A 13,476-nucleotide genomic window follows, 5' to 3' on the forward strand; every position below is an offset into this window, starting at 1 on the left:
CGCGAAAGCGGGATGCTGGACTCTGGTGCTGGATAACATTAATGACCCGGGTAACCTCGGCACCATTATCCGCGTGGCTGACTGGTATGGTATTGAGCATATTCTCTGCTCGCCCGATACTGCAGATTGCTATAACCCCAAAGTGATTGCTGCGGCCAAAGGCTCCTTCCTGCGGGTGCAATTACATTACCAGCCACTGGCCGACGCTTTGTCCCATGCCAGTATGCCGGTGTATGGCGCTTATCTGGGCGGCGATAATGTTCATCGGCTTAAGCTCAGCGCTGCCGGCGGCTATATTGTGCTCGGTAATGAAGCTAATGGCATCAGCGACACTATTGGCGGCCTTGTCAGCCAAAAAATTACTATTCCATCTTTTGGCAGCGCTGAGTCACTGAATGTTGGCATCGCCGCAGCGGTTATCTGCGACAACCTGCTCAGGCTTAGCCATTAACAGCCATGCTGCTTTGCGTTAAACTTGCCTTCATCTTGTAATTCACCCTCTGGCGGTATTGGCATGACATTTCCCACTCTTGAACATTCTGTTGGTAATAGCCGGCTGGTGAAATTGCAGCGGATGGCGGCACATACTAACAGTACAGTATTACTGAAACTGGAGGGCGATAACCCGGCCGGCTCAGTAAAAGACCGGCCGGCCCTGAATATGATAGTGCAGGCTGAGCGTCGCGGCACCATTAAGCCCGGTGACCGGATAATTGAAGCTACCAGTGGTAACACCGGCATAGCGCTGGCGATGGCAGCGGCAATTAAAGGCTACGCCATGACATTAATCATGCCCGATAATGCTACTGAAGAGCGTAAAAGCGCAATGCGCGCCTATGGTGCCGAGCTGATTTTAGTGACTAAAGCGCAAGGTATGGAAGGGGCCCGCGATTTAGCGCTGCAAATGCAGGCAGAGGGTCAGGGCATCGTGCTGGATCAGTTTAATAACCCGGATAATCCGGCGGCACACTATGCCAGTACCGGGCCGGAAATCTGGCAGCAAAGCCAGCAGCAAGTTACCCATTTTGTCAGCAGTATGGGCACTACCGGCACCATAATGGGCGTGTCGCGTTATTTAAAGCAGCAAAACCCTGCCATTCAGATTATTGGTCTGCAACCGGCCGAAGGTGCCAGCATCCCTGGCATCCGGCGCTGGCCTGACGCCTATCTGCCGGGCTTTTTTGATAAAAACCGGGTAGATCAGATTATCGATATCAGCCAGGACGATGCGCTGCACGCAATGCGCCGGCTGGCCCGCGAAGAAGGCATCTTTGCCGGGGTCAGTTCCGGTGGCGCAGTGCATGCGGCTATTGCCCTGGCTGAACAGCATGACAATGCCATAATAGTAGCTATTATCTGCGACCGTGGTGACCGCTACCTGTCAGCCAACATTTATTAGTTTTTCTGCTTTTTTCTCGCTAAATCATTGTTATAAAAGCAGTGTCTGTACCGCTTTTATTGCATTGCGGTTTGGTATAACCGGCTAAGTAGACTATCCTGATTTCGTTCATGTCATTTTTTCCCGTTAACAATAAGGCCCGATTATGACAACTTATTGCAAAATCGCCCTGATCGCTGCTGCCGGCTATTTAGTTACGCCAGCCTCTTTCGCCGACACCCCTGCTGCAACCGACGACATCAAACAACAACTCAGCCAGTTAAAAGCGCAAATAGCCGCGCTGGAAGCGCGTCTGGCGGAGCAGGAACAACAGCAGAGCGAGCTCACTGAACAACAGCAGCAGCTTGCCAGCCGGCAGGACACAGCAAAAGCCACGGACACCAGTGCTGATGGCATTAAACTGGGCGGTGCCATCCGGACCAATTACAGTCATACCTCGTACAATGAGGGTAATAAAAACCGGGGCGGCGATTTTGATTTTGATATTTTCCGACTGAACTTAAACGGCAGTATCGGTAATGTATTACTGAATGCCGAAATTCGCTTTTTCGATTATATGTCAGCCGTGAAATATGCTTATGTCGGTTATCAGTTTACTGATGACTGGCAGGTACAGGCCGGCATTACCAAAGTTCCTTTCGGCAACTGGCCATACAATTCCCACAACTGGTTCTTCAGCACTAACTATTATATCGGGCTGGAAGACGACCACGATTTAGGCATTTTATTTAAACGTAACATCAGTGATAACTGGCAACTTGACCTCGGCTTTTTCAAAAATGATGAACTCGGCGGGGTAGATGGCTATGTAGAAAGCAGAGCTGATCGGTATTCGTATGATATCGTCGGTTTCCGGCTACCGGGGGATGGCATTTATGATGACCCGTCGCAGCCGCTTGGCGAATACAATACCTTCAGTGGCCGCTTTGGCTACCATCTGAACCACGGCGAACTGAAAACTGAGCTGGGCGTCTCGGCGCTGGCCGGCGGCCTGCATAACGGTCAGACCCGGGCGGGCGACTATAACGCCTGGGCACTGCACAGCAACAGCTACTACCATAACTGGAACCTGCAACTGCAATACAGCCAGTATCACTATGATATTGACGGCGTTGAGCGAATGGCGGTGGGCGCTTATGCCTTTTATGACTCTATTGCGGCAGAGGCCACTTCGGCCACGGTCAATCTGGCCTACAGCCTGCCGGTAGAATGGGGGCCGGTAACCGGGCTGCAGTTCTATAACAACTATGGCCTGGTCTATGACAAATCTGATGGCAGCCGCGATACGATGATGAATGTAACCGGTGTGTCGGTCGCGGCCGGTGGTTTTTTCACTTACTTTGACTTAGTTCATGCTAAAAATCAGCCGTTTGTCGGTGGCAGCGCCAGTGGCGACAGCAGTGAAACCGAACGTCGTTTCAATATTAATATTGGCTATTATTTCTAAAATAACAACAAGGATATACGAATGACAACTGACAAGGATCCTATGATCCCGGATGGCAAAGTTAATCCGATCAACACCGATTATCAGGTAGGACAGGACAATATTGTGGTCAAACTGGGGCCATTTGGCCTGGATATTCATAACCGGGTATTTTTAATCTCCGGTCTGACCATTGTGGTTTTTGTGTTACTGACCTTGCTGTTTCATAGCCAGGCTGCCGTGTTATTCGCTGAGATGCGCAGTTGGCTGACCAGTAATCTGGACTGGTTTTTTATCAGTGCGGCCAATATTTTTGTGCTGCTTTGCCTGGGGTTAATTATCTCACCACTGGGTAAAGTCCGCCTCGGCGGCACTGAAGCGAGCCCGGATTTCAGTTATATCGGCTGGTTTTCAATGCTGTTTGCCGCGGGCATGGGCATAGGCCTGATGTTTTACGGTGTGTCAGAGCCATTATCACACTTTAACAGTTCATTTGCTGGTACTACCGTGGTTGATGGTGTCAGAACTGACTGGGCACCGCTGGCTGGCGCTGCGGGTGACGCGCTGGCAGCAGAGCGACTGGGTATGGCCGCGACCATTTATCACTGGGCACTGCACCCCTGGGCCATTTATGCCATTTTAGCATTGGGCCTGGCGTTATTCTCCTTTAATAAAGGCTTGCCACTGACTATCCGTTCTGTTTTTTATCCGTTACTGGGTGAGCGGGTCTGGGGCTGGCCAGGCCATATTATTGATATTCTGGCGGTATTTGCCACCTTGTTTGGCCTGGCCACCTCGCTTGGTCTGGGAGCCTCGCAGGCCAGCGCCGGCTTAAATTATCTGTTTAACTGGCCGGAAGGGGTCACTACCCAGATTTTACTGGTGATTGGTATCACCATGATAGCACTGGTCTCGGTACTGGCAGGGCTGGAAGCCGGGGTAAAGCGTTTATCAGAAATTAATATGACCCTGGCCGCGATCCTTTTACTGTTCATTATTATTGTCGGCCCGACACTGGCTATTCTCACCGGCTTTTTCAGTAACCTGGCTGCCTATCTGCAACATTTACCGGCACTGGCTAACCCGGTTGGCCGGGAAGACACTAACTTTTCGCAGGGCTGGACCGCCTTTTACTGGGCCTGGTGGATTAGCTGGTCGCCTTTTGTTGGCATGTTTATCGCCCGGGTATCCCGGGGCAGGACCGTGCGGGAGTTTTTAATCTCGGTACTGCTTATTCCATCTCTGGCCTGCATATTATGGATGACGGTATTTGGTGGCACCGCTATTAGTCAGGTGGTGCAGGACAGCTATCTGGCAGCTGTTGAAGCCGCGCTGCCACTGCAGTTGTTCAGCATGCTGGATGCACTGCCGCTGGCTGGCATAACCTCTTTTATAGCGATTATTCTGGTGGTGGTGTTTTTCGTTACCTCTTCAGATTCAGGTTCACTGGTTATCGATACCATTGCTGCCGGCGGTAAAGTGAATGCGCCAACGCCACAACGGGTATTCTGGTGCACCTTTGAAGGCCTGGTGGCAATAGCGCTTATTCTGGGGGGAGGTCTGGTGGCATTACAGGCAATGGCGGTGTCGACCGGTTTTCCGTTCACCATAGTACTACTGGCATCCTGTGTAGCGGTGGTCAAAGGCTTAATGTCTGAACCCCGCGGCAGTTAAGCAGACCCGCGATGGAAATTGAGCAGATTGAAATACTGGAGTTTCTGAAGCGGCACCCGCCGTTTCAGGAGCTGCCGGCTGAACAATTGCAGCAAGTGGCGCTGAGTATTGATATTGGTTATTTTAAAGCAGGCAGTGAGATCCTGCGGTTTAACGAACCCTTACATGCATTGCATCTTATTCGCAGCGGTGCCGTTGAAACATTCCGGCGCAATGGCGATTTATACAACCGGCTGAGCGAAGGCGGGATTTTTGCTGAGCAGGGGTTGCTTCGTGGCGGCAAGGTGCGATTTCCTGCCATCGCGCTGGAAGATACCCTGATTTACTTTATCCCCGATGAAGTATTTCAGCAGTTGTTTGATGACAACGAGTTTTTTGCTGATTATGTGCAGGTTGGTGACAGTGAACGGCGAAAAACCGGTAAAACCAGCAACCCGGCCCGGACCAATTTACTCGGTGCAACGGTCAGCACCTTGCTAAGCCGCGAGCCGGTCAGTATTGGCAGTGACGCCAGTGTCTGGCAGGCTGCCCAGCTGATGACGGAACAAAATGTGTCAGCATTGCTTATCTTAGACGCGAACCAGCACCTGGCCGGAATTATCACCGACAAAGATATCCGCAGCCGGCTTGTTGCACCGGGCTTAAAATATGAAACTCTGGTTAGTGAGATAATGACGGCGGGTCCGGTTACTATTGATCAGCAGCAATATATTTTCGAGGCGATGATGTTGATGCTGCGGCATAACCGGCATCACTTGCCGGTGTTAAAAGATAAGCAAGCCGTTGGTGTAATAGCAGTTTCTGATATTATTCGATTCGAATCGCAAAGCAGCCTGTATGTGGTTAGCCGGATTTTCCGGCAGCAAACCGTCGATGAACTGCAGGCGCTGGTGCCTGATGTCCACGCCTGCTTTGTGCGGATGGTCAACGAAGATGCCAATTCACAGATGATCGGCAGTGCCATGGCCGCTATTGGCCGCAGCTTTAAACAACGTCTGCTGGAACTGGCAGAAGAGCAGCTCGGGCCGCCGCCGGTACCCTATTGTTTTCTGGCGCTGGGCTCGATGGCGCGGGATGAACAACTGGTGCTGACAGATCAGGATAACGCGTTAATTCTGGATAACCGTTTTGACCCTAAGCTGCATGACAAATACTTTGAGCAACTGGCAAGTTTTGTCTCTGACGGTCTGGCGGCCTGTGGTTACAGCTACTGCACCGGCAAGGTGATGGCGACTAATCCGCAGTGGCGACAACCACTTAAGGTATGGCAGCAATACTTTGAGAACTGGATAACCCGGCCCTCGGCCGAACGTTTGCTGCACAGTTCAATATTTTTTGACCTGGATGGTGTCTGGGGTGAGCTGCAATGGGCAGAACAATTGCAGCAGCTAGTCAGTAAACTGGCGCAGAAACATCCGCTTTTTTTAGCCAGTATGACCCGCAACGCCCTGAGCCGTACGCCACCGCTGGGCTTTTTTAAAGACTTTGTTATGGAACAGGATGGTAAACAAAACAATATTTTAAATATAAAACGCCGCGGCACCGCGCCCTTTGTTGACTTAATCCGCATTCACGCGCTGGCTATTGGCTCGACTGAAAGCAACTCCTATAGCCGGTTACAGCATATTATGGATGCCCGGATATTGCCAAAGGGCCGGGCGGAAGATTTGCGCGATGCCTTTGAAGTGATTGCGATGACCCGCATTCGCCATCAGGCAGCGGCGCTGCGCAGTGGTGTGCAGCCCGATAATAATGTATTACCTGAGCAACTGTCAGAATTTGAGCGCAAGCATTTAAAAGAAGCCTTTCAGGTGCTGAGCAATGCCCAGAAATTCCTGAAATTCCATTTTAAAGCCTGAGGTAACCGCATGCTTTATCTCGGACCAGATAAGACTGACCATCGGCAGCGCGACAGTGCCGGCAGGAACTGGCAGCAGTACTATCAACACCAGGCCACTACCGTTCAACACCCGTTATTACGCCAGTTTTATGCTGCTGGCATGATCGCTGCCAGTACCCCCATCAGTCAGGTACCACTGCTCGCTATTGACTTTGAAACCACCGGTCTTAACGCAGAAGATAATGGCATCGTCAGTATTGGCTTAGTGCCGTTTAACCTGCAGCGTATTTTTTGCTCGCGCGCCCGGCAGTGGCTGCTGAAACCCCGCTTTGCGCTGACGGACAGCTCAGTCACCGTGCACCGGATCACCCATTCTGAAATCAGCAATGCGCCCGATCTCAGTGCCGTATTGCCTGAACTGCTGCCATTGCTCGCTGGCAAGGTCGCGGTTGTCCATTACCGGCAAATCGAGCGGTCATTTCTGGCTGCCAGCGTTAAAGTGCGGCTGGGCGAGAGTATTTTATTCCCGGTTATTGATACCATGGAACTGGAAGCCCGCCTGCACCGGGCAAAGCCACTTAGCTGGTGGGACAAACTGCGCGGCCGGCAGCAGCTGTCAATCCGGCTGGATGCCAGTCGCAGCCGCTATCAGCTACCGCCCTACCGGCCGCACCATGCGGTCACTGATGCATTAGCCAGTGCTGAATTGCTGCAGGCACAAATCAGCCATCGCTTTAGCCCCGATACGCCGGTAAGCGATCTCTGGTGTTAGTAGCAGCTGCTTGCAATTACTTGCCGGCAGAGGCATAGTAAACAAAATTAGTCACAGGTCAGACCACAATGAGCCACACGTCCGATGCATCCAAGCCGAATAAGCTGCAACGCATTGTCAGTAAATGTTATCAGCTACCAAAAGCGCTGCAGCGCTTTGCCCTGAGCACAGTATTTGGCCGGGTAATAAAATTTGCCGGCACTGCCGGTGTCGAAGTGCTCGAGCTGAAGGCAGGCCGCTCGGTGCTGCGGCTGAAAAACCGCAAAAAAGCCCAGAATCATATCGGCTCGGTGCATGCGGCGGCAACTGGCTTACTGGCAGAATCGGCTACCGGTTTTTTAGTCGGTATTCACCTGCCCGACAATAAGTTACCGCTGCTAAAGCAAATGCAAATTGACTATATTAAACGCTCAACTGGTGATTTAACCGCAGTAGCGACGTTAACCGAGGCGCAAATTGCTGCGATGCACAATGAAGATAAAGGTGAAGTAACGGTAGCAGTAACTATTACTGACAGTGCCGGTATTGAACCGGTTAATGCCAACATGACCTGGGCCTGGATCCCAAAAAAGCGCTGAGTGGATTGGCTGCGTCCCTATCTATGACAAGCAAAAAGCCGGCAGAGATTCTGCCGGCTTTTTGTTACTTAGCGACTTCTTACTTTACTCGCCGTCAGTTAACTACCAATCACCCCACCGTCGTCTTTGGTAATGACTACGGTAGCCGAGCGCGGCCGGCTGCTGCCGCCGTCTGGCCAGTTGCTGGTAAAGTTATCCGGGGCAGAACGGTCACCCGGGTGCTGAATATTAACAAATAATGTTTTCATATCAGGTGTCGCACTGATGCCGGTGACTTCACAGTCGGTCGGGCCGACTAAAAAGCGTTTTATCTGCCGGGTTACCGGATCGGCAACCAGCATCTGGTTATTACCATAGGGGCCTTCGCCCTGCTGACTGCCGCTCATGTCGGTCTGGATCCATAGCAAGCCATTTTTATCAAACCACAGGCCGTCTGGGCTGGCCAGATGATTATCAGCATCCAGCACCAGCTCAGTACCCGGTGTTTCGGTACCAACATCGCCGGCCAGCAGAAAAATATCCCAGTCAAAAGTCATAGCCTCCTGGGTTTCACGTTCATTCCAGCGAATGATATGCCCGGTAGAGTTGTTTGCCCGGGGGTTTGCTCCGTCGGTTTGTTCCTCAGTGCGGCGGGTATTATTGGTCAGGGTAAAATACACTTCACCGGTGTCAGGATGCACCGCGCCCCACTCGGGCCGATCCATCTTAGTGGCACCGGCGATATCTGCTGCCAGCCGGGTATTCAGCAAGACGTCAGCCTGATCAGTAAATTCGGCCCCGGCAGCACTGGCTTTTGCCATAAAATCAGCATCGTTGATGTCCAGCGGTAACCAGTCGCCGCTACCATCATCATTAAACCTGGCAACATATAACACGCCATCGTTTAATAAATGCCCGCCGGCCGTATTTTTATAATACGGCGCGTCCGACACAAATTTATAGATATATTCAAACCGGGAGTCATCGCCGGAGTAAAGCACCACCGGCTTACCCTCTTCCAGCTTGCCGAAAATAATACCTTCATGGCCAAAGCGGCCGAGTGCAGTGCGTTTTTGTGGCACGCTATCGGGGTTAAACGGGTCAATTTCCACTATCCAGCCGAAGGTGTTAGGTTCATTGCGATAATCTTCACTGGCGGTTGCGGCCTGTATACTGGCATTAAAACGCTGATATTGATCAGCCGCTGGTGTTGCGGTTTCCCAGAAATAACGGCCGTTTCTGGATGACACACCGTAACGACTATGCTCACGAGGTGGCGTGGCGTCGCTGTTAACAAAGTAACCTGCCCAGTTTTCCTCACAGGTTAAATAGGTACCCCACGGGGTGAAACCATTGCCACAGTTATTCAGCGTGCCGCGGCTACGGCTACCGTCTGCGCTGTATCTGGTGATAACTTTGCTGCTACCCCGCACCGGACCGGCCAGCGCCATTGGCGTGGCCCCGGTGATCCGCCGGTTAAACGGGCTGTTATTAACCAGTTGCCAGCTACCATCGGCCTGCTGCTGAATATGGGCCACACTGACGCCATGGGCCGCAATTTCTTTGCGAACCTGTTCAGCCGGCCGCGGAAAGGTATCAATGCCATTGGTATGAATAAGATTGTGATCAATATATTCATGATTAAAGACCAGTAAGCCTTCAGTAGAGCTACTGGCCGTGCTGCGGGCATCTATCGGGAAAAAATGCATACCATCATGGTGCATCCCCACTTGCTGTTCCTGATCGCTGCCGTTGTTGCCGGCATCAGCCAGATAGGCAGGATAGCTCCCGGTCAGCGGCGTGCCCCATGGCAGCAGGACACTGGCACTGTAACCGGCAGGAACCACTATGGTGTCAGCTCTGCCGGCAGCCACTGCGGCAAAACCCAAGAGTGGCAATCCGGCTACCGGCGGCACGACTGGCGCGGGCGCGGTCTCGCTGTCGCTGCTGTTACAGCCGGTCAGCGAGCTGCCGATAATCGCTGCCACCGCTGCCCCGACGCTTCCCTTGAGAAAGCGCCGCCGCGCCATCCGGCTTTCGATAATGGCAGAAAAATCAGGATTGGCAGAAAAGTTAGTTTGCGGGTCAATTCCTGAGTTGTCGATGGTGAGCTGGGTGGCTGGTTTACTGTCGGTCATTATTATTACTCCGGCTTATACGGATGAAAAGGTTGCTTTATTAAACCGGCAGTTAATGGCAGATCCGTTACAATTAAATAGCAATTTTGTGATAGTTTCCTACCAGGCAGCACCGTTGATTGGTGCCGGCTACTGGCGCAGCAAGGGCTGCCTCTGATATAGTCCTTAAGGCGTGCGTAGGCGCAGCAAAACAGGGAACTTCGTATATGCAATGGCAAGTACAGACTTTTGCCGAACTGGACACCTTAACACTTTACTCGTTGCTTCAACTGCGGGTTGACGTTTTTGTGGTGGAACAAAACTGCCCATACCCGGAACTGGACGATAAAGATCTGCATCCGCAAACCCGCCATATTATTTTAAAGAAAGGCGATAAAGTGATTGCCTATTCCAGAGTGTTGGCACCGGATGTCAGCTTCCCCGGCTTTCCTGGCATAGGCAGGGTATGTGTATCGCAAACTGCCCGGCGGCTGGGCCTTGGCCGGATCCTGATGGAAAAAACATTAAATGTCACCGCACAATACTGGCCAAAAATGGATATTCATATTTCAGCTCAGTGTTATTTGCAGCAATTTTATCAGGAGTCGGGATTTGAAAGTGCCAGTGAACCTTATCTGGAAGATGATATTCCGCATTTAAAAATGATAAAACGTTTTAAAAGCATCGGCGAATTGCAGCAAACCTGAGCGGAAATGCGACACGCTGTTAAGCCCCTGTGCTGAAGGGGCTCGCTGTTTCAGCTCTGTGGCTGACCATATAACTGCTCGGCGCGGTTAAATAAAATCCAGCTGGTTAATATATATTTATCATTTGATACCGGGGTACAGCCACGGTGGGTGTGGGTAAAATAAGCCGGGGCAATGACCATGCGGCCGGTTTTCGGGCTTATTGCTTTATTCTGGTAGAAAAATTCGGTCTGGCCACCCTCTGCTACATCATTTAAATAAAACATAAACAGTAAGGTGCGGTGCAAAGGCTCATTGTGCGGTAACTGCGGGTAAACTTCACAGTGCCAGTAATTGTAGTTCCCCTTGCCCGCCTCGTACTTCTGGGCCTGAATGGGCCCAAGCCGGTACAGGGTGCGCATAAAATCAGCCGCTTTCGGCGCGCCGAACTCGGCATAATTTTCATGGGTTATTGCCAGAGGCTCGCCGGTTTGCGGATGGGTTATGGTTAAACCTACCGGCGCGATCAGCGCAAAATGATATTTGGCAAAGTACTCAGCCGCACAACGGCTGGTCGCATCGACAATGTGCTGTAATGCCACCTGATATTCAGGATGCTGATTTAAATATAAGTCGGTACTGATTTTTTTACTGGTATCAACCCCGGCACCAGTGCGACCGGCAACCCGATGCGGGCTTTTGTCAAAATGGCTGATTAGCTGTTGGCAAAAGTCTGCGCTTAACGCATTATCATACACCTCTATAAAGTCTGTCATGAGTATTCCTGGTTATGTTTAGCGAAGTTATCCAGCCCCGCTTTTCCGAAACTGATGCCCTGGGGCATATAAATAACACCGTGTTTGCGGTCTGGTTTGAGGGCGCCCGTATTGCTGTATTCCGCATTTTTACCCCAGAACTTAATCTGAAACAATGGCCACTGATCATCGCCAGGGTTAGTATCGACTATCATGCCCAAACTCAGTACGGCGAGCCAGTGGAAATCCGGACTTTTATCAGTCGTCTTGGCGGCAGCTCGTTTGATGTTTATCAGGAAGCCTGGCAAAACGGCATCAAATGCGCCTCAGGCACCACTGTTATGGTGCAGTTTGATTATCAGCAGCAGCAGGCTGTCTCGCTATCGTTAGCACAGAAAACGGCGTTATCAGCACATTTGCTGAACCCGGCTGATCGTTAACTGCAGACCGTTGGTCGAAAGGCGCTGGCTATTGTCGTCACCAGCAGTTAGCGTGGCATAAACAATGACAAAGGTAAATCACCATGAAATTACATCTCTCTGTTAGTTTGCTTGCCAGCGCAGCCTTGCTGGCCAGTTGCGCCGTTACCGCCTATGACAGGGTCACCGGACACGACTTCGCCAGCCGCTCAGAAGTGATAGCCCCAAATGCCATGGCCGCAACCAGTCATCCGCTGGCTACCCAGATTGCACTGGATATCATGAAAAAAGGCGGTAACGCCATTGATGCAGCCATAGCGGCAAACGCCGCACTGGGCCTGATGGAGCCCACCGGCAACGGTATCGGTGGTGATTTATATGCGATTGTCTGGGATGCAAAAACCGCTAAATTGCATGGTCTGAATGCGTCTGGCCGCTCGCCCCTGAGTTTAAGTTACGACATGCTGGCCCATGAGCTGGAAAAACTGGGCCGAACTGATCTACCACCCTACGGCATGCTGCCTATCAGCGTGCCTGGTGCAGTAGATGGCTGGTTTGAATTACATAACAAATTCGGCAAACTTAACATGAGCACTATCCTGCAACCGGCTATCGATTATGCCGAGCAGGGCTTTCCGGTCACCGAGCTGATTGCCTACTACTGGCAACGCAGTGTGCCGCTTCTGAGCCCGCAGCCCGGCGACTTCAAAGGCACTTTCACCCTTAATGGCAAGGCTCCAGCCAAAGGTCAGATTTTCAAAAACCCGGCGTTGGCCAATACCTATACATTGCTGGCCAAAGAGGGGCGCGATGCCTTCTACAAAGGCGAGATTGCGGTAAAAATTGATCGTTTTATGCGCGACAATGGCGGCTACCTGCGTTTTGCCGATTTTGCCAACCACCATTCTACCTGGGTAGAACCCATCGGCGTTGATTATAAAGGCTATACCCTGTGGGAGTTACCTCCGAATGGTCAGGGCATCGCGGCTTTGCAAATGCTGCAAATCCTGAAAAACTTTGATTTAAAAGCCATGGGCTTTAATACACCGGAAAGTATTCACACCCTGGTTGAAGCAAAAAAACTGGCCTTTGAAGATCGCGCCAAATTTTATGCGGACCAGGATTTTCATAAAACGCCATTGCAAGGTTTAATTTCAGAGGAATATGGCGCCGAGCGGGCCAAACTGATTGGTGAGCGTGCGGCAAAACGGGTGGATGCCGGCAATCCGCACCTGTATGAAGGCGACACTATTTATATGACCACAGCTGATAAAGACGGCAATATGGTGTCATTAATTCAGAGCAATTACCGTGGTATGGGATCGGGTGTCGTGGTGCCCGGTCTGGGTTTCGTCTTCCAGGACCGTGGCCAGCTTTTCTCTATGGATAAAACCCATGCTAACGTCTATCAACCGGGTAAACGGCCGTTTAATACCATTATCCCGGCTTTCATCACCAAAGATGGTAGGCCGTTAGTCAGCTATGGTGTCATGGGCGGCGCGATGCAACCCCAGGGCCATGTGCAGATCCTGATTAACATGGTGGATTACGGTATGAACCTGCAGGAAGCCGGTGATGCAGCCCGCTGGCAGCATCTGGGCAGCACTGAACCGACAGACGGTCAGCAGACTTACCTGACAAACGGTGGCTACATTGAAGTGGAACGTGGCATCCCTTACAGCACCGTGCATGGGCTGATGCAAAGAGGCCATGACGTCCGCTATGGTTTAGGCGGCTATGGTGGCTATCAGGCTATTATGAAAGACCATGACAACGACACCTATATCGGGGCATCGGAGTCACGTAAAGATGGCCAGGCCGCCGGTTACTA

Annotated in this window: 12 protein-coding genes; 10 read left to right on the top strand and 2 right to left on the bottom strand. The window is 51.5% G+C overall.

Annotated features, from left to right (window positions below):
• The 7 genes from R3177_RS08200 to R3177_RS08230 all read left to right on the top strand — a co-directional run.
• The coding region (locus R3177_RS08200; RefSeq protein ID WP_318970553.1) for an RNA methyltransferase at positions 1 to 451 on the top strand (451 nt) is incomplete at its 5' end.
• A 63-nt stretch (positions 452 to 514) separates the two neighbouring features.
• Positions 515 to 1,399, top strand: coding sequence for a cysteine synthase CysM (gene cysM, locus R3177_RS08205; RefSeq protein WP_318970554.1), 885 nt, complete (start codon positions 515 to 517; stop codon positions 1,397 to 1,399).
• A gap of 145 nt (positions 1,400 to 1,544) precedes the next feature.
• The gene (locus R3177_RS08210; RefSeq protein WP_318970555.1) at positions 1,545 to 2,846 is read left to right on the top strand and encodes a porin; all 1,302 of its coding nucleotides are present in this window, start codon (positions 1,545 to 1,547) and stop codon (positions 2,844 to 2,846) included.
• 21 nt (positions 2,847 to 2,867) lie between these two features.
• Entirely contained in the window at positions 2,868 to 4,499 is a 1,632-nt protein-coding gene (locus tag R3177_RS08215; protein WP_318970556.1) for a BCCT family transporter, read from the top strand.
• An 11-nt stretch (positions 4,500 to 4,510) separates the two neighbouring features.
• A complete protein-coding gene (locus R3177_RS08220; protein WP_318970557.1) occupies positions 4,511 to 6,358 on the top strand; it encodes a DUF294 nucleotidyltransferase-like domain-containing protein in 1,848 nt (615 codons plus the stop codon).
• Between the two features lie 9 nt (positions 6,359 to 6,367).
• The gene (locus R3177_RS08225) at positions 6,368 to 7,111 is read left to right on the top strand and encodes a 3'-5' exonuclease (RefSeq protein WP_318970558.1); all 744 of its coding nucleotides are present in this window, start codon (positions 6,368 to 6,370) and stop codon (positions 7,109 to 7,111) included.
• A gap of 68 nt (positions 7,112 to 7,179) precedes the next feature.
• A complete protein-coding gene (locus R3177_RS08230; protein ID WP_318970559.1) occupies positions 7,180 to 7,689 on the top strand; it encodes a DUF4442 domain-containing protein in 510 nt (169 codons plus the stop codon).
• Between the two features lie 98 nt (positions 7,690 to 7,787).
• On the opposite strand, the gene R3177_RS08235 is transcribed toward R3177_RS08230, so the two are convergent.
• Positions 7,788 to 9,806, bottom strand: a complete 2,019-nt coding sequence (locus tag R3177_RS08235) for a PhoX family phosphatase (protein ID WP_318970560.1) — start codon at positions 9,804 to 9,806, stop codon at positions 7,788 to 7,790.
• Between the two features lie 206 nt (positions 9,807 to 10,012).
• Between R3177_RS08235 and R3177_RS08240 the strand changes: the two genes are divergently transcribed.
• Positions 10,013 to 10,492, top strand: coding sequence for a GNAT family N-acetyltransferase (locus R3177_RS08240; RefSeq protein ID WP_318970561.1), 480 nt, complete (start codon positions 10,013 to 10,015; stop codon positions 10,490 to 10,492).
• 50 nt (positions 10,493 to 10,542) lie between these two features.
• Here R3177_RS08240 and R3177_RS08245 read toward each other — a convergent pair whose 3' ends face one another.
• Positions 10,543 to 11,247, bottom strand: coding sequence for a 2OG-Fe(II) oxygenase (locus tag R3177_RS08245; RefSeq protein ID WP_318970562.1), 705 nt, complete (start codon positions 11,245 to 11,247; stop codon positions 10,543 to 10,545).
• Positions 11,248 to 11,261: 14 nt separating this feature from the next.
• On the opposite strand from R3177_RS08245, the gene R3177_RS08250 reads away from it, so the two are divergent.
• Both R3177_RS08250 and ggt read left to right on the top strand, forming a co-directional pair.
• Entirely contained in the window at positions 11,262 to 11,666 is a 405-nt protein-coding gene (locus tag R3177_RS08250) for a thioesterase family protein (RefSeq protein ID WP_318970563.1), read from the top strand.
• An 83-nt stretch (positions 11,667 to 11,749) separates the two neighbouring features.
• A partial coding sequence (gene ggt, locus R3177_RS08255; RefSeq protein ID WP_318970564.1) for a gamma-glutamyltransferase occupies positions 11,750 to 13,476 on the top strand: 1,727 nt, incomplete at its 3' end.

The sequence above is a fragment of the Arsukibacterium sp. genome (assembly GCF_033722355.1).
GTDB lineage: Bacteria > Pseudomonadota > Gammaproteobacteria > Enterobacterales > Alteromonadaceae > Alishewanella.